Source organism: Mycobacterium sp., assembly GCF_965229105.1.
GTDB lineage: Bacteria > Actinomycetota > Actinomycetes > Mycobacteriales > Mycobacteriaceae > Mycobacterium.
The window spans coordinates 435,538-458,080 of sequence record NZ_OZ245858.1 but is presented as its reverse complement, the minus strand read 5'-3'; the positions used below and the strand labels follow the sequence as shown (position 1 = coordinate 458,080).

The following is a 22,543-nucleotide window of genomic DNA, read 5'->3' as shown; positions in this document are numbered from 1 at the left end:
TTTGCCATGACGAAAACGATGAACAGCACGCTGGTTAGCACCTTCGCCGCACTGCGATTTGCCACGGGGGCAGCCGCGTGGTTGGTCCCGGACAAGACTTCACACCTGCTCGGTCTCGGGACTCGAAACCAGCAGCCGTTCACTACCCAACTGTTCGGCTCTCGTGAGCTGACACTGGCCCTGGCCATCACAGAGCCCACCGCACCGCAACTACGCACCCGTGCGTTGCAGCTGGGGCTACTCGTTGACGCCTTGGACGTCATCGCAGCGCTGCGCGGCACCCAACGAGGCACCCTGCCGGCCAGGCCCGCGATCCTGGCCGGGGGCGGCGCAGCACTGTTCGCCGGCCTTGGACTTGCTGCGTTGGCCAATGAACGGAGCCGCACCGTTTCCACTGGGTAGCTGTCTCGGACCGTTTGGTACTGAGCGACGGCCCGGCACGCCCGCTGCCGCCGCTGTAGAAACATGCCGGAAACATGTTCGACGTCCAGTGGAAATGCGCAGCGGACATTGTCTTGCGGAACCGCCGAAGGAGTCGGACCTTGAACCAGATCGATCCCGCCGCCACTGCGTGGCTGTTGGTCAGCACTGCCCTCGTTCTGCTCATGACGCCGGGGCTGGCGATCTTCTACGGCGGTATGGTCCGCACCACCGGTGTCCTCAACATGATCATGATGAGCTTCATCGCCATCCCGCTGGTGACGGTGTCCTGGCTGTTGGTCGGTTACAGCCTGGCGTTCTCCGATAGCAGTGCCGGCGGTGTGATCGGCGGCCTGTCACACATCGGGATGAGCGGTATCGCCCCGGATACGCTGCACGGTCAGGTCCCTGAGTTGCTGTTCGCCACCTTCCAGCTGAGCTTCGCGATCATCACCGCGGCGTTGGTCAGCGGTGCGATCGCGGACCGGGCCAAATTCTCCGCGTGGGTGGTCTTCGTCCCGATCTGGGCGGTTGTGGTGTATGCCGTTGTGGCGCACTGGGTGTGGTCACCTTCCGGCTGGCTGTTCCGACTCGGCGTGCTGGATTACGCCGGCGGGCTGGTTGTCGAAATTGTCTCGGGCGCCTCAGCGCTGGCGTTGGCCCTGGTGCTGGGCCCGCGCATCGGGTTCAAGCAAGATGCCATGCGCCCACACAATCTGCCGTTCGTTCTTCTTGGCGTCGGGTTGTTGTGGTTCGGGTGGTTCGGGTTCAACGCTGGATCGGCGTTGGCGGCCAACGGAACTGCTGCGGCCATCTTCTTGAACACCTTGGTCGCCGGTTGTCTGGGAATGTTGGGCTGGCTAACGGTTGAGCAACTGCGCGATGGCAAGCCCACGACATTCGGTGCCGCTTCCGGCGTGGTGGCCGGCCTGGTCGCGATAACTCCGTCTTGCGGGACGGTCAACACACTCGGCGCCGCCGTAGTCGGACTGGCGGCCGGCGTTGTGTGTTCATTCGCGATCGGGCTGAAATTCCGTCTTGGCTACGATGATTCGCTCGATGTCGTCGGCGTGCATTTTGTCGGTGGAGTGGTCGGTGTGATGCTGATCGGGCTACTGGCCACCGATGTGATGACCGGGGGACCGCGTGGTCTCTTCTTCGGAGGCGGACTGGGTCAGCTCGGAAAGCAGACGATGGCAGTCCTTGTCGTCGCCGCCTATGCGTTCGTGGTGAGCTTCCTGCTGGCCAAGTTGATCGACCGGGTGATGGGATTCCGGATCAGCGCCGAGGACGAGACCTCCGGCGTCGACCTGTCCCAACATGCTGAGACCGCCTATGCCGAAGGCGTTCACGGCCACGGCGCGCCCCGACGCCCGGGTCCGTTCCCAGGTTCGTGAGGTGTCAGGCACCGGTGGCCGCGGAGGGCAACCGACCCCAGTCCGGTCGTCTGCCGAGATGCCGCAGGATACGTTCGAAATCGTCGGCGCCGATGGGTTCTAGAGCACGGGTGAAGGGCGAATCCGGCGCCAAGCGGTGCTCGCCGTCGGGCACGGCGAGCACCAACGGTAGGACGGCGGCGATGACGTCGTCGGGGAGCTTGTAGGGCATGCCCAGTGCGGCGGCAACGTCCCAGCCGTGGACGACATAGTCCACGAAGTGGAAACCCATTGCCATCACGCCGCCGACCTTGACGTCCGGCCCGAAATCCGGCAGGGCGAACTCGACGTTTTCCGCGCCGTCGGCGGCGAAGGCGTCGAGCAGGTCGTATGCGGCGGCACGGTAAGTGCCGGCTGGATCGGCAGCCACCGCCTCAACCACGGTATCGGTTCGCCAGACCTCGGCGACATTGCCGTAACCCCTTGCCGCCGCGGCGAATCCGCGATGCTGGGCCGTCATGTGCGCGAGCAGGTCAGTCAATGTCCAGCGGTCGCATGGTGTCGGCCGATGTAGATCCACGGGTCTGATGACGTCGACGATATCGACCGCCGCGACGACCGCGGTGCGATGGAAGGGAAGAAAATCGGGTGAGATAGTGTGCATACGCTTACGATAAGCGGCTGCATACGATATGGCAACGCCTACCATGATGCGATGTCCGCGAAGCCACGTCGGCCCGATCTCGCGGCGCTCCTTACGCCTCTGTTGCGCGAGCTGATCGCCGCCGAAGAGTCCGTGCTGGCGACACACGAGCTCACGATGTGGGGTTACGTGGTCCTCTTGGCACTCGACCGTTCGCCGATGCGGACCCAGGCGGCACTTGCCTCCACGATCGGAGCCGACAAGACACGCATCATTGGCACCCTCGACGAACTACAAGAGGCTGGACACATCGACCGTCTGCCTGATCCCGAGGACCGTCGCGTCCGGTTGTTGGCTATCACAGATGCGGGTCGCAGGGTCAAGGACGCTGCGCAGGCCGATATTCAGCGAGGCGAGGAACGGTGGCTGGGCAAGCTGGATGCCGACGAGCGACAGGTGTTCTTCAATGCACTGCGCAAAATGAGCAGTGCAGAATCGTGAGGGCGAGGGCATGACGACGGGGCCGACCGTCCAGCCGGGACGCGCCGAACAGTGGGGGGACATCGCCAGCCCGACACGCATCATCGCCCTGCTGGTGGGCGCTGCCTTCGTGATGATCCTCAACGAAACGATCATGAGTGTGGCGCTCCCGGCGCTGATCGTGGACTTGGGGGTAACGGCCGCCACCGCACAGTGGTTGACGAGTGGCTTCCTTCTGACCATGGCCGTTGTGATTCCGATGACCGGATCGCTGATGCAGCGCTTCCCCGCGCGGGGGATCTACCTCGCGTCCATGAGTCTGTTTTGCCTCGGGACCCTGCTGGCGGCACTGGCGCCGGGTTTTCCTGTGTTGCTGGCAGGCCGAGTCGTCCAGGCGTGTGGGACCGCTGTGATGGTGCCCCTGCTCATGACGACCATCATGAAACTGATTCCGGCCGAGCGGCGGGGACAGACGATGGGCACGATCACCCTCGTCATCGCGGTTGCACCAGCCATTGGCCCCACGCTGTCCGGTTTGATACTCGGCGCACTGGGATGGCGGTGGATGTTCTGGATCGTGCTGCCGATTGCGCTCAGCGCGCTCGCGGCGGGCGGCCGTTGGTTACGCATGCCGACCGACGAACGACAGGCGACGCCGATTGACCCCGTCTCTGTGCCTCTTTCGGCTGCCGCCTTTGCCGGCCTGGTCTTTGGGTTGTCACTGTTCGCCGAGTCTGGTTCAGGGCAGCGCGGCATCCCGGCTTGGCTGCCGGTGTCGGTGGGTGCGGTGGCCATGGTGCTCTTCGGGCTGAGGCAGGTGCAGCTGCAACACCAGGATCGAGCGTTTCTTGACCTTCGACCCTTTACGCATCGCCGGTTCACGGTGTCGGTCGTCATCGTCGCCATGGGCTTCATGGCGCTCTTCGGCGCCATCATCATGCTGCCGCTGTATGTGCAGGACGTGTTGAAACAGACCGCATTGGTCGCCGGTCTCATCAGCTTGCCGGGTGGACTACTGATGGGAGTGGCAGGCCGCATTGTCGGGCGGGCCTACGATCGCCGTGGCGCGCGGGTGCTCGTGATACCGGGTGCGGTCATGCTCAGCGCGGCCCTCTGGGGTTTCACGAGTCTGGCTGCCACATCACCCATCTGGGAGGTCGTCGTCCTGCAGACCGTGATGATGCTGGGGCTCTCGATGATGTTCACGCCGTTGATGACCGACGCGCTCGCGGTGCTGCCCGAATCGCTTTACTCCCACGGGAGCGCGATTCTGACGACTCTTCAGCAGGTCGCCGGGGCGGCAGGAACGGCACTGTTCATCACGGTGATGACCAATGCTTCAACGTCCGGCGGCGCGCCCGATCTGACCGGGGTCCGGGCAGCCTTCACTGTCGCTGCGGTGATCGGGGTGTTCGTCGTGGTCGCATCGTTGTTCACCGGTCGTCGCCCGGTGCCGATACCGACGGATGCTTCCTAGCCGGCGCTACGCAGTCTTGAGGTAGTCGGCCCCGCCCACGTAGACAATCCCGGTGGGGGTGGCGGTGGTGGCCGCATTGGCGATCGCCGCAGCGAACTCGTTGACCGTCGGTAGCTCGGCCTGGCTGCGGCGCGCTTCCACCGCTTCGGGGTCGCGTCGTTCCAGGAGCCTGACGATGATGGTTCCGTCGATCATGTCGCCGGAGACCACCGAGAAGTGCACGCCGGCCCGGTCGAACTGCGAGCGCATGCCATAGAGCGCGGTCTCACCGGCGCGCTTGCTTGCGGCCACCGCCGCGTACCCCTTTGGCACAGCTTTGTTGGGATAGAAGTGTGCTTGGTGGCTGGTGACGAACACGATGCGGCTGCCGGCGGTCATCAGCGGCATCGCCAGTAGCGCAAGCCGCCGTTGGGCGTCACTGTTCAGACGCATGGCATAGCCGGGGTCGGCACCTAGCTCAAGGCCACCTGATGCGTTCAAGATCACCGTGTCCAACCGCCCGAACCGTGCCGCGATGTACCCCATCATCGCCTCGGTGTCGGCCTCATCGGAGATATCGGCGCCCAGGGTCGACGCATGCCCGCCTGCACTGCGGATGGCATTGGCGATGGTGTTCGCGCGCTTGGCTTTCTCGCGGTAGTTCACGATGACGTGGGTGTCTGCACTGGCGAGTTGTTGTGCCACCTCGGCACCGATACCCCGTGATGCTCCGGTGATCAGGACGATCCGTGCGGGAGACTGCATTGCGGGGGTTCCTTCCGTCTGCGATGCGTCCGGTCGCTGCCTGACCTGCGTTTCCGCTGGTTGCAGGCGCGCGTCCAAGCGCCGAACCACCACCGTACACGAATCTCTAAGAAAAATAAGAGATAAATAAGGTCACAATAAGGTTGTGATGCGCGGGCGTCGGGTGTGCGCGGAACAGGATTGCGTGATGTGGCGTTGCAAAGCCCATGGCGCCAAGTGCAGCACTCATCGAGGTGACAGGTTCGGCGATGGACCCCGTCGCTGCAGAAGCCAGTGACGAATTGCCCAACGGTTGCCGCATGGGTGACCGCCCAGGTAACTACGTGATCGTCGACAGGGCGGTCACCCGTTGCTGAAGCGCGAAAGCCGTTGTCCGCGAGCGGCCTAACCCACGCAGTCGGGTCTACTCAACGATGAAGACCGGGATCAGACGGTCGGTCTTCGTCTGATATTCGGCGTACGGCGGGTAGGCCTGCACAGCCAGCTTCCACCAGTCGTCACGCTCGGCCCCTGAAATCTCGCGCGCGGTCCCGGTGAACGTTTTGTCGCCGTCCTGCACGGTGACGGTCGGGTTGGCCTTGACGTTGAAGTACCACGCCGGGTGCTGCGGGTCGCCGCCCTTCGAGGCAACCATGGCGTACTTGCCGTCGGCCTCGACGCGCATCAGCGGAACGTAACGCTGCTTGCCCGATTTCACCCCGGTGGTGGTGAACAGCACGATCGGTCGGTCCATCACCTCGACCCCGTCGGTGGTGCCCTGCTCCAAAATGCGTTCGGTCTGCTCGCGTACCCAGTCAGTGGGGCTCAGTTCAGTCACGGGCCGCACAACACCCGCGCCTAGGCTGCTATTCCCCGGGGCTGAGTCTGCCGCCATGGTGGCCGAGGGTGGGTAGTCGGGCAGCTGGACTCTGTCGAGTCCGGTGCTGGTGAATTTGTCGCCGAACAACTTCGACACAGCCTGACCTACCGGACCTGCGAACACTCGTGCACCGGCGTGGAGTGCGCGGATACCGGCGGATGTGCGTGGATTGGCGCGCTGGATCACGCTCATGCGTAGCGGCGGGATGTCATCGACGACGGACCTCATGACCTGTTCGTACCGCTTGAGGCCGGCCACGTGGTCATCGCCGGTGCGGGCCAGCTCCCCGCCCAGCAGGTAGGCGCTGATCAGAGCCAGGCTGGTGCCGCTGCCCCCGAACGTGCCCGCGCAGAAGCCGGTGTCGCCGGCCAGAAGGACTCGGCCTTTGCGCCACTGTGGGGCGTTGATCTGGCCGACAGCGGAAAAGTACAGCGGCGCGTCGTCGGTGAGTTCGTCGAGTATTCGCGGAGCGATACCGCCGACATCATCGAAAGTTCGGCGCGTGATGGCGATCTGATCGGCTGTACTGAGATTCTCCAAACCGCGCACGTCGGTGATGAAGGTCAACATTGCGCGGGTGGTGCCCAGATTGTCCGGCCGCAGATGCACGCTTCGCGAGCCGCGAACATTTTGCCAGTTCCACCACTGGTCGTCGGTGTCGCGGCGGGGAAGGGTGACGTAGGCGATGTACATCCCGAAGTCGTTGACCTGCGCGGAGGTGACGAACCGGCGGGATCGTGACCGCAACCCTTCGGCGATGACGACGAGATCGGCGTCGATGGATGTGCCGTCGTCCAGAGCGACGGTGACGTGATCGCTGTGGTCGGTCAGGTCGGCGATCTGGGTGTTGAAGCGATAGTCCGTTGACCTCTGGGTGTGCTCGATCAGAATGCGGGACAGCTCACCGCGGAGCACCTCGAATTCCGCTGTTGGACCGTCTTTTTCACCTGGTGCACTCATGGGGAAGGAGGCCGACGGCGAACCGTCCTCAGCCAGGAAGCGCATCCCGACTTCCCCGGTATTCGCCGCACGCAGATCGTCTTCGATGCCCATCCGCCGGGCCACCTCGCGGGCCGCCCCGCGCACGTCGATGTTCTGACCCTCGTCGCGGCGCTGAGGATAACGCTCAAGGACGGTGGTCCGCCAACCTGCGGCAGCGAGCTGATGGGCCACTGCGGGTCCGGTGATGCCAGCTCCAGAGATAACGACGTGGGGTTTCACCCGCCTTACCTGCCCACCCGGTGATGATGCGAAACATCAGCGGCGTCCGGTACCTTGCACGGGGTGGTCGACAGCGTGATGCGACGTAGCGGTTTGTGGGTTGCGGCCGTCGTGCTCACCGGATCGCTGGTGGCCTGCCAGACCTCGGATGCGAGCGAGAGTTCTTCAACCACAACAGCGTTCACGTACGCACGGGCAATGCCCGGTATTTCCTCGACGGACTGGGCTGCGCGCGGCACTGTGATGAGCACCTCAGACCGCCCGGCTTTCGATATGGCGGCGTTGCCTGCGGGGTCCTCGGCCCACACCATGGTCTACCAGTCCGTTTCGGGTATCGACGGCACCGCCACCGAGGTGACGGGTGCGGCATTCTTGCCGCCGGGCACACCACCTGCCGGTGGCTGGCCGGTGGTCGGTTACGCGCACGGCACCGTCGGGGTGACCAGCGACTGTGGTTCGACCGGTGATCCGCATCTGTTCGGCGATATCGACGGCGTGGCCGCCCAACTGTCGCAGGGGTATGCAGTGGTTTTCACCGACTACGCCGGCCTGCGTGGCTACACCTCGGTGCCCGGGGGCGGGGTCGCCGACACCCCGCATGCGTATCTCGAGCCGAAGTCCGCGGCATTCAACCTGATCGACGCGGTGCGGGCGGCGCGCTCGTTCTTGCCGCAGCTGTCCAACCGCTGGGTGGCGCAGGGAGATTCCCAAGGTGGTGAGACCGCTTGGGCAGCAGCCGAATACCACGCAGCGTACGGACAGGGTCTCGACCTGCTTGGTGCCGCCGCGATCGTGCCCGCCTTGGAGGTCAGTGACGTGGTCCGGCATGCGCAGGACAATAGCCTCACTCGCGATGACCTGTACCTCTATCCCTATGTCATCACCGGACTGGCGGCAGTGGACCCGTCGCTGAAAATCGACGACTACCTCCACGGGGTGATGCTGGAGCAGCGGGAAACGCTGATCGCCTGCTCACCGGATTCCGCTGAACACAAGACTCGACTCCAGGCAACGCTGACAGGCGCGGACGCCGTTCCGTCGTCTCCCGAAGCGGCTGATCGTCTGACGCGCAGACTGGCTGACTACGCGTTACCGCAGCAACCCACACGCATTCCACTCCTTGCCATCTACGGCGGTGCCGACGAAATCGTGGCACCGGTGTGGACCGAGTCAGCGATCACCAAGGGCTGCGCTCTCGGAGACACGGTGCTGCGAGTGCGGGTGGAGGGGCAGGGTCACGGCCTTGACCCGGGTGTGCAGCTCACTTCGTGGATTGCCGACCGGTTCGCCGGCGTCCCTGCACCGAGCAATTGCTGACGGCGGCAAGAGGACAATAGGGCGATGCAGTTATCGAACAAGCTTGGCATCGGTCTTGCCGCGGTGGGCCGTCCGGCGTACCTCACCGGCGGGCGAGAAGCCGACCTCGGTGAAGCCCGGTCAGTATCCGAAATGCGGGACCGCACCATCGATGTCCTGAACACGGCCTACGACAACGGAATTCGCTACATCGACACGGCCCGCTCCTACGGCCGGGCTGAGGAGTTTCTGGCCGAGTGGTTACGGGCCCGACCGGAGGTGGCCGACGTCGTGGTGGCGTCGAAGTGGGGGTACCGCTATGTCGGGGACTGGCGGCTGGATGTCGACGTGCATGAGGTCAAGGAGCACACACGCCAGGCGTTCGAGGAGCAGTGGCGGGAGAGCAACGCGCTGCTGGGCGATCGGCTCAGCCTCTACCAGGTGCATTCGCTGACAAAGGACAGCCCGCTGCTTCGCGATGTGGAACTCCAGCGAGCATTGGCCGATCTGCGCGATGACCGGGTTTCGACGGGGTTGGGGTTGGGGTTCTCCACCTCGGGCCCACACCAGGCGGCGACAATCCGTGCCGCCATGGAGCTGCAGGTCGGCGGGGCACCATTGTTCGGCGCGGTGCAATCGACGTGGAACCTCTTGGAAACGTCGGCGGCACCCGCGCTTGCAGAGGCGCACGCGGCCGGGCTGAGCGTCGTCCTCAAGGAGTGCTTCGCCAACGGTCGGCTTGCACCGGGAACCGACGATCCCGTCCCTGGTGTGCGAAACGCCGTCGCCCGGGCCGACGAGATGGGTATCGGTGTCGATCAGCTTGCTATCGCCGTTGCCGCACACCAGCCCTGGGCCACCCGAGTCCTCTCGGGTGCCGCGACCACTGCACAGGTCGAATCGCATATCGCCGGCGTCGCCCTGGACCTGACGCCCCAGCAGGTCGCTGGCCTGAGCGGTTTCGCCGAGGATCCGGACGACTACTGGGCAGCGCGCTCCCGCCGCGCCTGGAACTAGGCGGGCACAGTGTCGGCCGGTTTGCGGGTGGCCAGGAACAATCCCGTGAGAATGAGCGCGAGACCGGCGAGGTTCCACACCGTCAGCGGCTCGCCGAGAATGACGACACCGGCGGCCAGCGCCACCACGGGATTGACATAGGTGAACATCAGCGCGCGGGCGGCTCCGACCTCTCGGATGAGCGCAAAGAACACGATAAATGCCAATGCCGTGCAAATCACCGCCAGCACGGCGAGCGCGATCAGGACCCGGGTGGACGGCATCTGCTGCGGCCACGTCGCGGCTGCGGGCACCGAGTAGATCAGCGCTGCGACCCCGAGGCAGGCCGCGGTCATGGGCAATGTCGGTACCTCTGCCAGGTAGCGGGCGGCCACCAGCGGCGCGATGGCATAACACACCGCGACGAGCAGGACTTCGAGCACTGGTCCGGTGCTGCCCGCCAGGCTTGGACCTGCCAGCACCGCCACACCGCCAAAGCCGATGCTGAGTCCGAGAATTCGCCTGCGGCCGAGCCTGCGTTCACCGCCGGTGAACCGGTCCAGCACCGTCGCGATGATGGGTGCGGCAGCAATCAGCAGACCCGTCAGGGAACTGGTGATGTGTCGCTCGGCGTCGGTGAGAAGAAACCAGGCCGCGATGATCTCGAAGAATGCGAATGCCAGTACCGGCTTCCAATGCTGAAGCACTGGTTGCCATTGCGCCCGCGACATCGCCAGCGGCAGTAGGACTAACGCGCCAATGGCAGTCCTGGCCAACACGAGCACCGGGACCGAAACCCCCTCGACTGCGATCTTGATCAGCAGGTAGGGGATTCCCCAGATGACGCTCATCGCGGCGAACAATGTCCAGCCGCGCGTACTCATCCGAGCAGCTTATTGGTTGTGGGGTCGGCCTTCGTCGTCACGGGTGATGAGGCTGGCAGCTTCGAATGCGTCGATGAGCAGCCTTATGTCGGTCAGTTGCGGCCCGGGGTCGACAACATCTGCGTGGCAGCCGGTTTCGACGAGCGGAGAGGTTAGCCGCTGACCGCCGGGATGCCCGTCAAAGTGGGCATGAGCACGTCATCCACCAACGTGCGGACAGTTTCCTCGGTCGGTGGGCGACCGGAGACCACAGACCGGAAGACCAGATAGCCCGGTAGCAAGTCGAAAATCTCGTCGTTGATCGCCGAAGCATCGATCTCCCCACGAGCCACCGCATCGTTGAGGACCTCGTAGATCACCTGCTTGCGCTGCGCAATGAACTCGTCGTGCATCGCCTCACCGAGAGCTGGGCTGTGGGTCATCTCGTTCAGGACGGCCCGCATGCTGCTCGCGTGTTCACATGCCTGTTTACACACGGATCTGCCGAGGTCCATCAGATCGCCGCGCAGCGAACCCGTCCGCGGCGCGATGGCCGTACAACGGGTGCCCTCGATGAACGCGGCCAGCACCAGGTCCGCTTTCGACGGCCATCGTCGATACACGGTTGCCTTACTGGCCTTGGCTTGGACCGCGACCGCTTCGACGGTCAACCGGTCGTAACCGTGTTCCTGCAGCAGTTGCAGTGTGATCGCCAACAGCTCAGCTTCCCGCGCGGTCCATCGGGCGCCCGGACACGGGGTCGGCGTGTGGTCGGGTGACTCGGAAAACACGCGTTCACCTCCTGTGAGAGCAGATTCGGATGCTGAGCGCAAGGGATTTCCAGCAGTTGCACTGTCCCGTACCGTACCGTACCGTTCGAAACCGCGAATCGGGATCCACCAGGAAGCTAGGATCGGCACCGTTTCGCCGGGCATCGGAAGGCTTTCGAGTGAGCAGTGTTTCGGTTGGCAGCCTTTTACGACGATGGTGGACGGTGATCGTCGCGGCCCTGGTTTTCGCCGTCGTCGCCTTCAGCGTCTATCGGCTACACGGGATTTTCGGCTCCGATAACGCAGTGACGCGACCGGCCGCCGACGCTCTGGAGAACACCGGCTTCAACCCCAAGCGGGTTCTGCTGGAGGTCTTCGGCAGCCCGGGGTCCACGGCCACCATCAACTACCTCGACATAAACGCCCAACCCCAGCGGGTCGACAACGTGCCCCTGCCGTGGTCGCACCTGCTGACGACTGATGACCCGACGCTCTTCGTCGATCTGCGTGCCCAAGGCGACGGCGACTCCATTGGCTGCCGCATCACCGCCAATGATGTCGTCAAGGACGAAAGGTCCACCAGCAACGTGAACGGCTACATCAACTGCTTGGACAAGTCGGCATGAGCGAGCGCCGCGCAACAGCACCAGTTCAAGACTCGCGGGTGGCCCGCCTGATTCAACGACTCGCTCTGCCCATCGTGTTGGTGTGGGTCGCCATCGCCGCGTTGACCAATATCGTCACGCCACAACTCGAGGTCGTCGGGGCTGAGCGATCGGTCTCGATGAATGCGCCCGATTCACCGTCGATCATGGCCATGCGGCATATCGGGCAGAAGTTCGGTGAATTCGATTCCGACAGTGCGGCAATGATCGTCATCGAGGGGGATAAACCCCTCGGTGCCGATGCCCACGCGTTCTACGACACCCTGGTGAAGAAGCTGAACGCCGACACCAAACACGTCGAGCATGTGCAGGATTTCTGGGGCGATCCACTGACGGCGGGTGGCTCGCAGAGCAAGGACGGTAAGGCCGCGCTGGTACAGGTGTATTTGGCCGGCAATCAGGGTGAGGCGCTCTCCAATGAGTCCGTCGACTCCATCCGCCAGATTGTGGCCTCCACATCCTCACCGCCGGGGGTGAAGGCCTACGTCACCGGTGCCGCGCCCTTGATCACCGATAACTTCGAAGTCGGCAGCGAGGGTACTCACCAGGTCACCGCCATCACCTTCCTCGTCATCGCGGTGATGCTGCTGATCGTCTACCGCTCGCTGTTCACCACGCTGATCATGCTTGTCGTGGTTGCCGTCGAACTGGCCGCCGCGCGTGGCATCGTCGCTACGCTCGCTAACAGCGGGTTGATCGGACTCTCCACCTATGCGACGAACCTGCTGACCCTGCTGGCGATTGCAGCCGGCACCGACTATGCGATCTTCGTTGTTGGCCGCTACCACGAGGCGCGTAACAAGGGGCTGGAACGAGAAGCGGCCTACCACGACATGTATCGCGGCACGGTGCATGTCATCGTCGGCTCAGGGCTGACGATTGTCGGGGCGGTGGCGTGCCTGTACTTCACCCGGTTGCCGTACTTCCAGACCCTGGGCGTGCCTGCTGCTCTCGGCGTGCTGGTGACACTGGCAGCAGCACTGACCCTGGGACCCGCGGTGCTGCTGATCGCCAGCAAGTTCGGCCTGCTGGAACCCAAACGCAAAGTGCGCGCAACGGGTTGGCGTCGCACCGGCACCATGATCGTCCGGTGGCCCGGTCCTATCCTGGTGGTGTCGTTGGCGATCGCCTTCATCGGACTGCTCGCCTTGCCCGGCTATAAGACCAGTTACGACGGCCGTCCCTACCTCCCCGATTCGGCGCCCGCCAACATCGGTTACACCGCCGCTGAACGCCACTTCTCCGAAGCCCGGCTCAACCCGGAACTGTTGATGATCGAGACCGATCATGATATGCGGAATCCGGCCGACATGTTGGTGCTGGAACGTGTGGCCAAAGCGGTTCTGCACACCAAGGGTATTGCGCTGGTGCAGTCGATCACCCGGCCATTGGGTACACCGATCACCCACAGTTCCATCCCGTTTCAGATCAGTGCCTCGAGTGCCAGCCAGATCATGAACCTGAGCTACCAGCAGGATCGGGCCAAAGATCTGCTGAAACAGGCCGACGAGATAACCAACACGATTGGCGTCCTCGAACAGCAGCTGATGCTGCAGAAGCAGAGTGCGGACGCCACTCACGAGCAAACTCAGGCGTTCCACGACACCGTGACCGTGGTGAACGATCTGCGCGATAAGCTCTCGACCTTCGACGACTTCTTTCGGCCCCTGCGTAACTACTTTTACTGGGAGCCACATTGCTTCGATATCCCATCGTGCGCGGCGGTGAGATCGATATTCGATTCCCTGGACGGTATCTCGCAGCTTGCTGACAAATTCGGGACAATCACGGCAAGCCTCGACAAACTCGACGCGCTACAACCACAACTGGTGGCCCTGCTTCAGCCACAGATCGATATCCAGGAGCGAAACCGCCAGCTCATTCTGAACAACTACGCCACCAACTCTGGCACCAACACGCAGAGCCAGGACGCGCTGAAGAACTCGACGGCGATGGGGCAGGCGTTTGACGATGCCAAGAATGACGACTCTTTTTACCTGCCGCCGGAAGCCTTCGACAACCCTGACTTCAAACGGGGCATGAAACTCTTTATGTCGCCGGACGGCAAGGCGGCCAGGATGATCATCACGCACGAGGGCAATCCGGCAACGCCCGAAGGTATCGCGCATATCGACGCATTGAAGGACTCGGCGTTCGACGCGATCAAGGCCACCCCGTTATCGGACGCCGAGATATACGTCGCCGGAACGGCCGCCACATACAAAGACATTCAAGACGGGTCGACGTATGACCTGCTGATCGTCGTCATCGCGGCGATGAGCCTCATCCTGCTGATCATGATTTTCATCACCCGAAGCCTGGTCGCCGCCTTCGTCATCGTCGGCACGGTCGCGTTATCCTTGGGTGCATCCATCGGCCTGTCAGTTCTGGTGTGGCAGTACATCTTCGGCATTCAGTTGTATTGGATCATCGTCCCGTTGGCCGTCATTCTGCTGTTGGCGGTGGGAGCGGATTACAACCTGCTGTTGATATCCCGATTCCAAGAGGAGTACGGGGCCGGTTTGAAAACCGGCATCATCCGGGCGATGGGCGGCACCGGTGGGGTGGTAACCGCAGCGGGACTGGTCTTCGCGGCCACGATGTCGTCGTTCATCTTCAGCGACCTTCTGGTTCTCGGTCAGATCGGTACGACGATTGGTCTCGGCCTGCTCTTCGACACGCTGATCGTGCGGTCGTTCATGACGCCGTCGCTGGCGGCGATGCTCGGGCGCTGGTTCTGGTGGCCGTTGAACGTGCGCCCGCGGCCCGCCAGTCGGATGTTGCAACCCTACGGATCTCGTGCGGCCGTCCGCGAGCTGCTCCACTCGGATGCGGGGGATGGCGCAGCGCCCACTGAGCCAGGTTCTGCGGCCACGACCTAGCGATGGCGTCATCGGGTCGTGCGTCACGGCGCGCCTGGCGGGTTCTTGTCGGACCTGGCTCGTAGCCTCGGGCGCATGCAGCGCAACAGCAACGGCCCGTCAGTCGTCGCGACCTGTCGGCACTGCGATGGCGACACCGTGTGGCTGCAGACCGTCAATGGCGGCTGGCACTTGTTCGATACCGCCATGCAGTCGACGGCCGGGACGTTTGACGGCAACCGGTATGCGATTGATCGCCGCAGTCGGCTGGTCGTCGATCTCGACACGATGGTCGAATCGCGGTGGCCGGCCCTGTGCCTTTCGCTGCACAGGTATCGGTGTCCCCCGAGCTATGAACGAAGCCGGTTCCATCCCCGCCGGACCCGTCAGGCGGACGATATCGAGTTGACCGACCTGTGGCGGCGCCTCGCTGATGCTCGCGAGCACGCGCATGACGATCTGGGGCTCGGCTTCGCCGGCTGAGCGTTTCGGTGTGACGACGCCCACCTAGGCGGCGGGATTAATTGATGTCGGGTGCTCGTTGCAGCGCTTGTAACACTTAAGGAACCAAGTTCCATAAGAGCCCCGAGTACATCTCCCATCAGGAGCAGAACATGACCGACATCGTCCTCATTCACGGACTCTGGATCTCGCACACTGCCTGGCAGCCCTGGATCGAATACTTCGCCGCCCAAGGACACCGTGCCGTCGCCCCGGCGTGGCCCGGTGAACACTCAACCGTGTCTGCCACCCGCGAAAATGCCTCCGATCAAGCCGGATTCGGTGTCGACGAGCTGACCGAGCACTTCGGCAAGGTTCTCCAGCAGTTCGATACACCGCCTGTGGTGATAGGCCATTCATTCGGTGGGCTGATCGCACAGAAGTTGCTCGGCCAGGGTAAGGCCGCCGCGGCGATCGCCATCGACCCGGCGCCGATCAAGGGCGTCAAACCGCTTCCGATCGCACAGCTCCGCTCGGCGTTCCCGGTGCTGGGTAATCCGTTGAACCGGGGCCGCGCGAAGGGCCTGACCCAGGCGCAGTGGCGCTACGGCTTCGGTAACGCACTGACACAGGCCGAATCCGATGCCCTGTGGGAGCAGTGGTCTATCCCCTCGCCGGGCAAGCCGTTGTTCGAGGCCGCAGTGGCGAACTTCGCGCCGAACTCACCGGCCAAGGTCGATACTGCCAACGCAGCTCGCGGTCCGCTGTTGATCACCGCCGGCACAGCGGATCACACCGTTCCCTACGTGAGCGCCAAAGCGGCCTACGGGCTGTACAAGAAGTCCGCTGCGGTCACCGACTTCCACGAGTTCGAAGGGCGCGGGCACTCGTTGACCATCGATGCCGGTTGGCGTGACGTCGCCGACACCTCGCTGGCCTGGCTGGCGCACCGGGGTGTGGCAGAGGCGGTCTGACCCGTGCCTCGCCGTCGCACTGCAAGCGATCAGGTCTCGGCCGCGTTGCTCAACGCGGCCGAGACCGTACTGGACCGAGATGGCACTACCGGCGTCACCGTCCGCGCGGTGGCAGGCGTGGCCGGGGTGTCTCCGATGGGCGTGTACAGCAGGTTCGCCAATAAGGATGGTCTGCTGAGTGCGCTCGCCATCCGCGCCTTCGACAACCTCTCGATGGCGATCGACATACCGGCGGATACCGCGCCGATTGACCGGTTGCGCCAGTCATGTCGGGGTTATCGAGGTTTCGCGCTTGCACATCCGGCGCGGTACTCGTTGATTTTTGCGGCCGGGTCGCCGGCCGCGGATCCCACGTCACCCGTCACAGCGCGCGGCCGCGAGGTGTTCGACATTCTGGTCGGTATGGTCCGCGATGTGATGACCGTGTCCACGATTGATCCGGTCGAGGCGGGCCAGGCGGTGTGGAACGCAATACACGGCGCGGTGACCATCGAGCTCGCCGGCGTCGGCCAGACTGCCGACGCCGCAGCCAGTTACGAACACACGCTCGACTTGATCATCGGTGGCCTTCGCGGTACCTAGCGCTGTCGTGATCGTGCAGCGTCTGGTTGGGGTTGATCGCGTCGGTGATCCGCACGCTGGCAGCGGAAGTGTTGGGCAAGAACAGGGTTCCCTCGTGCGCGACCGCGGCCGCCCCCCATTGCAGGGCGGTGGCCAGCGCCTGTTGGCGGCTGCCGGGGCAGCTGAGGTAGCCGGCGAGCATGGCATCACCGGCACCGACGGTGCTGACCACGTTGGCGGCGGGTGCCTGCCCCCACAGCACGCCCTCGCCATCAACCAGCACTGCGCCGTCGCCGCCTAAGCTGGCCAGCACGGCGCGGGCGCCGCGGCGGCGGACGTCATGCGCGGCGTCGATGACCTCACCGAGTGTGGTGGGTGCGGTCCCGGTGAGGGCGGCAAGCTCGTCCACGTTGGGCTTCACCAGGTCAGGCCCGGCCGCCAGGCTTTCGGCCAGGGGCGCACCGGAGCTGTCCACTGCGACGCGAATGTTCCTGCCGCGAGCCAGCGTAACGAGGTCGGCGTACCAGTCGGCCGGCAGCCCCGCGGGTAGGCTGCCCCCACACACCAGCCAGGCCGCGTTCTCCAGCTGCCCGGTAACTGCTGCCACCAACAGCTTTCGCTCGGCGGAACTCAGTTCAGGGCCGGCCTCGTTGATCTTGGTGACGGTGCCGTCGGGCTGGGTCAGGCTGATATTGCTGCGGATGTCCCCGGCGATGGGCACCACGACGGTGTCCAACCCGGTGGCGTCGAGCATCTGTCGCAGGTGTGCGCCGATCGGGCCACCCGCGGTGACCACGGCGCGGGTGGCAATACCGTGCGCGTGCAACGCCAAACCAACGTTGACCCCTTTACCGCTGGGTTCGCTGCGGCTGCGCTGACTTCGGTTGACCGCGCCGAGCACCAGGCCCCGGAGGAAGACGGTGCGGTCCACGCTCGGGTTGGGTGTCACGGTGACGATCATGCGCGTTCGATATCCATTCCGGCAGTGCGCAATTCGTCGCACTGCTGATCCTCGAGTCCGGTATCGGAGATCAGCAGGTCGATATCGGCGAGATCGGCGTGTTTGGTGCCACTGACCGTCCCGAACTTGCTGTGGTCGGCCAGTAGGATCCGCTTGGCGGCACAGCCCAGCATCAGCCGCTTGACCGCGGCTTCCGCGGGGTCCGGCGTGGTGAGTCCCCGCGACATCGAAATGCCGTTGGTGCCAAGGAACGCGACGTCGACGTTGATCTCGGCCAGCGCGCGCACGGTCCAGTCGCCGACTTCGGCAAAGGTCGTGTTACGCAACCGGCCACCGAGGGTGAACACGGTGAGCCGAGGCCTGCTCAACAGTGCAACGGCCAGGGGTAGAGTGTTCGTGTAGACCGTCAGATCCCGGTCGCCGGGGAACAGCTCGACCAGCTTGGCTGTGGTCGAACCCGCATCGATGAGTACCGAACCCTGTGCGGGAACATGATTCAGCGCTGCCTGTGCGATCCGGGACTTCTCCAGCGCGAACTCGGTCCTGGTTTCGACGGCGGGTTCGAAAACACTGGACCGGACGGGTACCGCCCCTCCATGCACGCGTCGCAGCAGGCCCTGGTGTTCCAGCGCGATGAGATCTTTGCGGATCGTCTCGCCCGTGACCCCCAAGGCGTCCGCGATATCCATCGCATCGACGCGCCCGTCGCTGCGCAGTCGCTCAAGAATATGGTCCCTGCGCTGGTCGGCATACGGGGCGCTCACGACGCACTCGCGGCTTTGGCGGCCAGCAACGCAGCTCCGCGGGCGCCGGCTTCGGTGACATCGGTCCGGACCAGCTCGCCGAAGCGGCGGCGTTTGATCTCGATGACCCCCTCGCTGCGGGACCAGCCACCGGTGACGACCAAGTTGCGGTGCGGCCCACTGACGCGGGTCATCGCATCGTGGATCTCGGCAGCCTGGGCGGTCACTACCTCCAGTGCGGCCCGCCACACATGTGCAGGTCCCATGCCGTCGGTGATACCGAGGATGTCCAGCCGGCCGAACGGCGGCGCCGACACTGTCACGTCGGGGCCGGGTAGTGCGATCGCCTGGGCGTCCAACGCCGGTAGGTCGGCCTGTTCTTTGCCGAGCAGTGCCAGGATGCGTTGTAACGCCAACCCGCCCTGGGTGGCGCCGAGTAGACACCAGTGATCGGCAACCGCGTGCCAGCCCGTCGTGATTCCCGCCCCGGCGAGTTCCGCCACGACCGTCGGTGACAGTGTCGGCGCGATGGTACGCACCAGCGCCTCGGCGGTACCGCACGAATCCAGTTCATCTCCGGGACCGTCGGCTCCGGCGCCGATCACCGCGGCCTGATGGTCGTGGCCGGCCAGGGTCAGCACAGCTCCGGTCAGCCGCGGTAGGCCGGCTTCGCCGCTGACTCGGCCCAGCGGGGTGCCCGCGGTCACCAGTGCGGGCATCAACGACGCACTGGCACCAGACCACTCGAGGGTGTCGCTCCACCAGGAGCGCTGCGCCAGCCGCAGCCAGCCGGTACGTGAGGCCAGCGACTGCTCGGTGGCCTCGTCGCCGCCGAGTCCCCGCACAATCCACTCAGCGACATTGAGGCGGCGCACCGCATTTCGCGCGGCGGGGACGTTATCGCGCAGCCAGCGATGCTTGGTGAGCGACCACTGCTGGCGCAGCGGCAGGCCCGTGGTGGCAGAGAATTCCGCTGCCGGGATGGTGTGGCGCAGATGCTCCAGTTCGGCGGCATCGCGGGTGTCGTGCCAGGCGATGACCGGAGCGATCGGCACGCCGTGGCGATCCAGGAGCACGCCGGATTCCGCCAGGCTGGTAACCCCCAACCCGGCGATCACACCCGCCGGGCACGACGAAAGCGCCTCGGCCACTGCCGACTTGGCCGTCGTGAGCAATGCGTTGGCATCGAGTTCGGCACCCGTGGGAGTGAAGGTCCACGGAGTCTCCGCGCGACCGGCCGATACCGGTTCGCCGGCCTCGGTGAACACGACCGCCTTGCTGTTCTGGGTGCCGACGTCAAGGCCGACGTAGAGCGCGTCGCTCATTTCGGATCCTGAGTGTGACCTTGATTGGCTTGGATAATGATGGATATAGTTGTGTTTCGTTGGGATTTTGTCAAGAGCCAGGAGAGCCGGACCGATGCCGTTGGCCCGCACCGCAGATCTCGTCGCCGCCGCGTACCGCGCGGGGGCAGGACTTGTGGCATTCAACGTCATCACCCTGGAGCACGCGGAGGCGATCGTCGCCGGAGCCGAACGTGCTGGCCGGCCGATCATCCTGCAGATCAGCGAGAACGCGGTGAAATTCCACCACGGCCGACTCCGCCCGATCGCTGCCGCCACCATTGCCGTTGCCACGGAAGCCACCGTCGCGGTATCGGTTCATCTCGATCATGTCGAAGATGCCGCCCTGCTGTATTGTGCTGCCGAAACAGGTTGCAGTTCAGCAATGTTCGATGCGTCAATGCTTGACTACCATGCCAATATCGCTGACACCAAGGCTGCGGCCGATTGGGCACACCAGCATGAGCTGTTCCTGGAAGCGGAACTCGGTGAGGTCGGCGGAAAAGACGGAGCCCACGCACCCGGAGTGCGAACCGACCCCGCCGAGGCGGCCGCATTCGTCGCGGCAACAGGCGTCGACGCATTGGCGGTCGCCGTGGGAAGTTCTCACGCCATGTCGGCACGCACCGCGACGTTGGACTTCGACCTGATCACCCGGCTGCGCTCGGCGGTGCCGGTTCCATTGGTGCTACACGGATCATCGGGCGTCGCGGACGAGGACCTGCGTAAGGCGGTCAGTGCCGGAATCACCAAAATCAACGTCGGCACCCTGCTCAACACGCACTTCACCGCGGCGATCCGTACCCACCTCGCCGACGATGGCGCCGTGACCGACCCGCGGAAGTATCTCGCCCCGGCGCGTGCTGCCGTTACCGAAGCCGTCGCGGACCTGTTGGGCGCGATCGGCTAGCCACCGGCCTGGAGTGACAACACAGTGATCTCCGGTGGAATGCCCACCCGCACAGGCGGACCCCAGAATCCCGCTCCACGGGATACGTAGAGCTGCGTGTTGTCGACCACGGACATTCCTGCCAACGACGGTTGCACCGCCGCGACGACATAACCGAACGGCCACGTCTGGCCGCCGTGGGTATGCCCAGAGAGCTGCAGATCCACCCCGCGGGCCGAGGCCTGCGAGACCATTACCGGTTGGTGAGCGAGGAGCACGGTCGGGCGGGACCCGTCGAGCCCGGACAGCGCGCGGTCGAAGTCGGGAGGGTCTGAACTCCGCGCGCCGGTGACGTCGTTGATGCCGGCGAGGTCGAATGCCGCGCCGGCGCGCCCAATGGCCGTGTTCTCGTTGCGCAGGGTCCGCACACCGAGCTCATCCAACCTGCGTAACCAGGCATCGGTATCCGATGTGAAGTACTCGTGATTGCCGGTGACGAAGAACGTTCCCTCGCGAGAGGACAAGTCTCGCAGCGGCTCCGCGGCCCAGCCGAGGTCCTCGACGGACCCGTCGACCAGGTCGCCGACAATCGCCACCAGGTCAGGCTCGGCCTCATTGATGATCCGGACGATTCGTTCGGTGTGCTTTCGACCCAACAGCGCGCCGAGATGGATATCGGACACCACGGCGATTCGAAAACCGTTGAGCGCGGGATCGAGCCGCCGCAACCGCACCGGCACGTGCAGCAGCTCGGGTGCTCCCAGGGCGGTCACCGCACCCACTCCGACGAGTCCGACCGATGCGGCGCCGGCAGCCGCGGCGCTGGTCCTGGCGAGGAACACCCGCCGGTTCACTGCCCGGGCAGTGGTGCCCGACTCATCGCCGGCAACCTGCCGGGCCGGTTCGGATGCGCGGTTGACCCAGCCACGCAACGCCAGCCGGATCGGTTCCAGGGCGAGCAGCGTCAATAACAGGTAGCCGACGGCGGCAAACCACAGGTAGCCCGGCCAGGCGATCCAGGCCGCATCGCCGACCGGTGTGACACGGGGTAGGAGCAGCGCCGATACCAGGAGCGCCGCGAGGATGATGAGGACGCCCGTGAGAGTCCATCGGACGCGGCCTGTAGCGGTGGTGTCCTTGATCAGTCGTTTCCAGATGTACACGTGCGCCAGCCCAAAGATTCCGAGGATGACGACGATGAACACTGCGCCAGTCTGCCTGGTGACGACTATCTGATGCGCGCGGCGGTGATGACGTCGCGTGCCCGATCGATCATCGAAGCGAGCGGTCCGACAACAAAATTCAACTTGGCCGACTCGATTCCCGGGTGTGGCCTGGTGGGCGCGATGGCCTGGGCCGCCTGCACAGCGAGCACCAACTGTTTGAGGTCGCCGGCGTCGAGCTCTCGTCGAAGCTTGCCGAATTCCTCTGCTTCCTCGTGCTCGGCGTGTTCCACTACCGCGTCCCGAAACACTGTCAAGGCATCGAGGAATTCCGGTGAATCGATGTCCAGCTCTTCGAGTTTGGCCAGTTGCTTCTTGGCCGCATGCTCTTCGTGCAGCCGTGCCTCGACAATCGAGGCACCGTCATCGATGTCCTGACGCGCACGAGGATGGACCACCATTTCCTCCGACGTCTCGTGCACGGCGAGCAATTGGCGCAAGTCGAGAAATGCTTTTTCCCGCGCCTTCCGACCTGTTGCGTACAGCACGTCGTCGAACATGTCTTTGATCAGGTTGTGCTGATCAACCAGAAACGCGACCACGTCATCGGTCGACAGCACGAACGTTTCAACCACGGCTCTACCTCCGCTAATACTCAGTGTTTCGAATTCGGTGCGCATTGAGCAGTGCGCTCCGGGCATACCTACCCGTAACCAGGCGTATCAAACCCACTACTTGCCTCGATGATGAATTCATTTAATTGCCAATTAATGCCGTTCTGCCAGCGGAAAAATTCG

The 22,543-nt window shown here is 64.3% G+C and carries 23 protein-coding genes and 1 pseudogene; 13 read left to right on the top strand and 11 right to left on the bottom strand.

What is annotated here, in order from left to right; translation table 11 throughout:
* Window positions 1–6: 6 nt before the first annotated feature.
* Both ADBZ9O_RS02150 and ADBZ9O_RS02145 read left to right on the top strand, forming a co-directional pair.
* Complete coding sequence (locus tag ADBZ9O_RS02150; protein ID WP_526527949.1) at window positions 7–402, top strand: hypothetical protein; 396 nt, start codon at window positions 7–9, stop codon at window positions 400–402.
* A 140-nt stretch (window positions 403–542) separates the two neighbouring features.
* On the top strand, window positions 543–1,817 hold the full coding sequence (locus tag ADBZ9O_RS02145) for an ammonium transporter (RefSeq protein WP_526527947.1): 1,275 nt from the start codon (window positions 543–545) through the stop codon (window positions 1,815–1,817).
* A 4-nt stretch (window positions 1,818–1,821) separates the two neighbouring features.
* Here the strand turns inward: ADBZ9O_RS02145 and ADBZ9O_RS02140 are convergent, their stop codons facing one another.
* Complete coding sequence (locus ADBZ9O_RS02140; protein WP_526527945.1) at window positions 1,822–2,460, bottom strand: TIGR03086 family metal-binding protein; 639 nt, start codon at window positions 2,458–2,460, stop codon at window positions 1,822–1,824.
* A gap of 51 nt (window positions 2,461–2,511) precedes the next feature.
* On the opposite strand from ADBZ9O_RS02140, the gene ADBZ9O_RS02135 reads away from it, so the two are divergent.
* Window positions 2,512–2,940 (top strand): MarR family winged helix-turn-helix transcriptional regulator, encoded by a 429-nt coding sequence (locus ADBZ9O_RS02135; RefSeq protein WP_526527943.1) that lies wholly within the window; start codon window positions 2,512–2,514, stop codon window positions 2,938–2,940.
* 10 nt (window positions 2,941–2,950) lie between these two features.
* Window positions 2,951–4,396 carry a DHA2 family efflux MFS transporter permease subunit gene (locus tag ADBZ9O_RS02130; RefSeq protein ID WP_526527941.1) on the top strand — a complete coding sequence of 482 codons (1,446 nt, stop codon included), beginning with the start codon at window positions 2,951–2,953 and terminating at the stop codon, window positions 4,394–4,396.
* Window positions 4,397–4,402: 6 nt separating this feature from the next.
* Here ADBZ9O_RS02130 and ADBZ9O_RS02125 read toward each other — a convergent pair whose 3' ends face one another.
* Window positions 4,403–5,140: an SDR family oxidoreductase gene (locus ADBZ9O_RS02125; protein ID WP_526527939.1), complete on the bottom strand. Its 738-nt coding sequence runs from the start codon at window positions 5,138–5,140 to the stop codon at window positions 4,403–4,405.
* 206 nt (window positions 5,141–5,346) lie between these two features.
* Between ADBZ9O_RS02125 and ADBZ9O_RS02120 the strand changes: the two genes are divergently transcribed.
* Complete coding sequence (locus ADBZ9O_RS02120) at window positions 5,347–5,496, top strand: hypothetical protein (RefSeq protein ID WP_526527937.1); 150 nt, start codon at window positions 5,347–5,349, stop codon at window positions 5,494–5,496.
* A 47-nt stretch (window positions 5,497–5,543) separates the two neighbouring features.
* Here ADBZ9O_RS02120 and ADBZ9O_RS02115 read toward each other — a convergent pair whose 3' ends face one another.
* Together ADBZ9O_RS02115 and ADBZ9O_RS02110 are read right to left on the bottom strand one after the other, a co-directional pair.
* Window positions 5,544–5,966: a nitroreductase family deazaflavin-dependent oxidoreductase gene (locus ADBZ9O_RS02115; RefSeq protein WP_526533784.1), complete on the bottom strand. Its 423-nt coding sequence runs from the start codon at window positions 5,964–5,966 to the stop codon at window positions 5,544–5,546.
* Window positions 5,967–6,272: 306 nt separating this feature from the next.
* A pseudogene (locus ADBZ9O_RS02110) lies at window positions 6,273–7,172 on the bottom strand (FAD-dependent oxidoreductase); the annotation flags it as partial.
* Window positions 7,173–7,283: 111 nt separating this feature from the next.
* On the opposite strand from ADBZ9O_RS02110, the gene ADBZ9O_RS02105 reads away from it, so the two are divergent.
* Complete coding sequence (locus ADBZ9O_RS02105; protein ID WP_526527935.1) at window positions 7,284–8,537, top strand: lipase family protein; 1,254 nt, start codon at window positions 7,284–7,286, stop codon at window positions 8,535–8,537.
* 24 nt (window positions 8,538–8,561) lie between these two features.
* Complete coding sequence (locus ADBZ9O_RS02100; RefSeq protein WP_526527933.1) at window positions 8,562–9,533, top strand: aldo/keto reductase; 972 nt, start codon at window positions 8,562–8,564, stop codon at window positions 9,531–9,533.
* Here the strand turns inward: ADBZ9O_RS02100 and ADBZ9O_RS02095 are convergent.
* Entirely contained in the window at window positions 9,530–10,396 is an 867-nt protein-coding gene (locus ADBZ9O_RS02095) for an EamA family transporter (RefSeq protein WP_526527931.1), read from the bottom strand. The genes ADBZ9O_RS02100 and ADBZ9O_RS02095 overlap by 4 nt on opposite strands.
* Before the next feature lie 152 nt (window positions 10,397–10,548).
* Complete coding sequence (locus ADBZ9O_RS02090) at window positions 10,549–11,166, bottom strand: TetR/AcrR family transcriptional regulator (RefSeq protein ID WP_526527929.1); 618 nt, start codon at window positions 11,164–11,166, stop codon at window positions 10,549–10,551.
* A gap of 158 nt (window positions 11,167–11,324) precedes the next feature.
* Here ADBZ9O_RS02090 and ADBZ9O_RS02085 point away from each other — a divergent pair, with 158 nt between their 5' ends.
* The 5 genes from ADBZ9O_RS02085 (at window position 11,325) to ADBZ9O_RS02065 (ending at window position 16,668) form a co-directional block, all read left to right on the top strand.
* Entirely contained in the window at window positions 11,325–11,771 is a 447-nt protein-coding gene (locus ADBZ9O_RS02085) for an MmpS family transport accessory protein (RefSeq protein WP_526527927.1), read from the top strand.
* Entirely contained in the window at window positions 11,768–14,692 is a 2,925-nt protein-coding gene (locus ADBZ9O_RS02080; protein WP_526527925.1) for an MMPL/RND family transporter, read from the top strand. The genes ADBZ9O_RS02085 and ADBZ9O_RS02080 overlap by 4 nt, the downstream gene beginning before the upstream one ends.
* A 75-nt stretch (window positions 14,693–14,767) precedes the next feature.
* Window positions 14,768–15,154: a hypothetical protein gene (locus tag ADBZ9O_RS02075; protein WP_526527923.1), complete on the top strand. Its 387-nt coding sequence runs from the start codon at window positions 14,768–14,770 to the stop codon at window positions 15,152–15,154.
* A gap of 131 nt (window positions 15,155–15,285) precedes the next feature.
* Window positions 15,286–16,086, top strand: a complete 801-nt coding sequence (locus tag ADBZ9O_RS02070) for an alpha/beta hydrolase (RefSeq protein WP_526527921.1) — start codon at window positions 15,286–15,288, stop codon at window positions 16,084–16,086.
* 3 nt (window positions 16,087–16,089) lie between these two features.
* A complete protein-coding gene (locus tag ADBZ9O_RS02065; RefSeq protein WP_526527919.1) occupies window positions 16,090–16,668 on the top strand; it encodes a TetR/AcrR family transcriptional regulator in 579 nt (192 codons plus the stop codon).
* Here ADBZ9O_RS02065 and pfkB read toward each other — a convergent pair.
* Genes pfkB through ADBZ9O_RS02050 form a run of 3 tightly spaced genes read right to left on the bottom strand, consistent with a single transcriptional unit; the run spans window position 16,643 to window position 19,676 of the window.
* Window positions 16,643–17,608, bottom strand: a complete 966-nt coding sequence (pfkB, locus tag ADBZ9O_RS02060) for a 1-phosphofructokinase (protein ID WP_526527917.1) — start codon at window positions 17,606–17,608, stop codon at window positions 16,643–16,645. The genes ADBZ9O_RS02065 and pfkB overlap by 26 nt on opposite strands.
* Window positions 17,605–18,372 carry a DeoR/GlpR family DNA-binding transcription regulator gene (locus tag ADBZ9O_RS02055; protein WP_526527915.1) on the bottom strand — a complete coding sequence of 256 codons (768 nt, stop codon included), beginning with the start codon at window positions 18,370–18,372 and terminating at the stop codon, window positions 17,605–17,607. Before ADBZ9O_RS02055 ends, pfkB begins: the two co-directional genes overlap by 4 nt.
* Window positions 18,369–19,676, bottom strand: a complete 1,308-nt coding sequence (locus ADBZ9O_RS02050) for an FGGY-family carbohydrate kinase (protein WP_526527913.1) — start codon at window positions 19,674–19,676, stop codon at window positions 18,369–18,371. The genes ADBZ9O_RS02055 and ADBZ9O_RS02050 overlap by 4 nt, the downstream gene beginning before the upstream one ends.
* Window positions 19,677–19,770: 94 nt before the next feature.
* Here ADBZ9O_RS02050 and ADBZ9O_RS02045 point away from each other — a divergent pair, with 94 nt between their 5' ends.
* Entirely contained in the window at window positions 19,771–20,604 is an 834-nt protein-coding gene (locus tag ADBZ9O_RS02045) for a class II fructose-bisphosphate aldolase (RefSeq protein ID WP_526527911.1), read from the top strand.
* Here the strand turns inward: ADBZ9O_RS02045 and ADBZ9O_RS02040 are convergent.
* Window positions 20,601–21,788 carry a metallophosphoesterase gene (locus tag ADBZ9O_RS02040; protein WP_526527909.1) on the bottom strand — a complete coding sequence of 396 codons (1,188 nt, stop codon included), beginning with the start codon at window positions 21,786–21,788 and terminating at the stop codon, window positions 20,601–20,603. The two genes, ADBZ9O_RS02045 and ADBZ9O_RS02040, sit on opposite strands and share 4 nt — an antisense overlap.
* 23 nt (window positions 21,789–21,811) lie before the next feature.
* Window positions 21,812–22,381, bottom strand: a complete 570-nt coding sequence (locus ADBZ9O_RS02035; RefSeq protein ID WP_526527907.1) for a hemerythrin domain-containing protein — start codon at window positions 22,379–22,381, stop codon at window positions 21,812–21,814.
* Window positions 22,382–22,543: the final 162 nt, after the last annotated feature.

Coding starts and splice junctions, on each gene's coding strand:
- ADBZ9O_RS02150 (WP_526527949.1), top strand. CDS start 7: ATGACGAAAACGATGAACAGCACGCTGGTTAGCACCTTCGCCGCACTG.
- ADBZ9O_RS02140 (WP_526527945.1), bottom strand. CDS start 2,460: ATGCACACTATCTCACCCGATTTTCTTCCCTTCCATCGCACCGCGGTC.
- ADBZ9O_RS02135 (WP_526527943.1), top strand. CDS start 2,512: ATGTCCGCGAAGCCACGTCGGCCCGATCTCGCGGCGCTCCTTACGCCT.
- ADBZ9O_RS02130 (WP_526527941.1), top strand. CDS start 2,951: ATGACGACGGGGCCGACCGTCCAGCCGGGACGCGCCGAACAGTGGGGG.
- ADBZ9O_RS02125 (WP_526527939.1), bottom strand. CDS start 5,140: ATGCAGTCTCCCGCACGGATCGTCCTGATCACCGGAGCATCACGGGGT.
- ADBZ9O_RS02120 (WP_526527937.1), top strand. CDS start 5,347: ATGGCGCCAAGTGCAGCACTCATCGAGGTGACAGGTTCGGCGATGGAC.
- ADBZ9O_RS02100 (WP_526527933.1), top strand. CDS start 8,562: ATGCAGTTATCGAACAAGCTTGGCATCGGTCTTGCCGCGGTGGGCCGT.
- ADBZ9O_RS02095 (WP_526527931.1), bottom strand. CDS start 10,396: ATGAGTACGCGCGGCTGGACATTGTTCGCCGCGATGAGCGTCATCTGG.
- ADBZ9O_RS02080 (WP_526527925.1), top strand. CDS start 11,768: ATGAGCGAGCGCCGCGCAACAGCACCAGTTCAAGACTCGCGGGTGGCC.
- ADBZ9O_RS02075 (WP_526527923.1), top strand. CDS start 14,768: ATGCAGCGCAACAGCAACGGCCCGTCAGTCGTCGCGACCTGTCGGCAC.
- ADBZ9O_RS02070 (WP_526527921.1), top strand. CDS start 15,286: ATGACCGACATCGTCCTCATTCACGGACTCTGGATCTCGCACACTGCC.
- pfkB (WP_526527917.1), bottom strand. CDS start 17,608: ATGATCGTCACCGTGACACCCAACCCGAGCGTGGACCGCACCGTCTTC.
- ADBZ9O_RS02050 (WP_526527913.1), bottom strand. CDS start 19,676: ATGAGCGACGCGCTCTACGTCGGCCTTGACGTCGGCACCCAGAACAGC.
- ADBZ9O_RS02045 (WP_526527911.1), top strand. CDS start 19,771: ATGCCGTTGGCCCGCACCGCAGATCTCGTCGCCGCCGCGTACCGCGCG.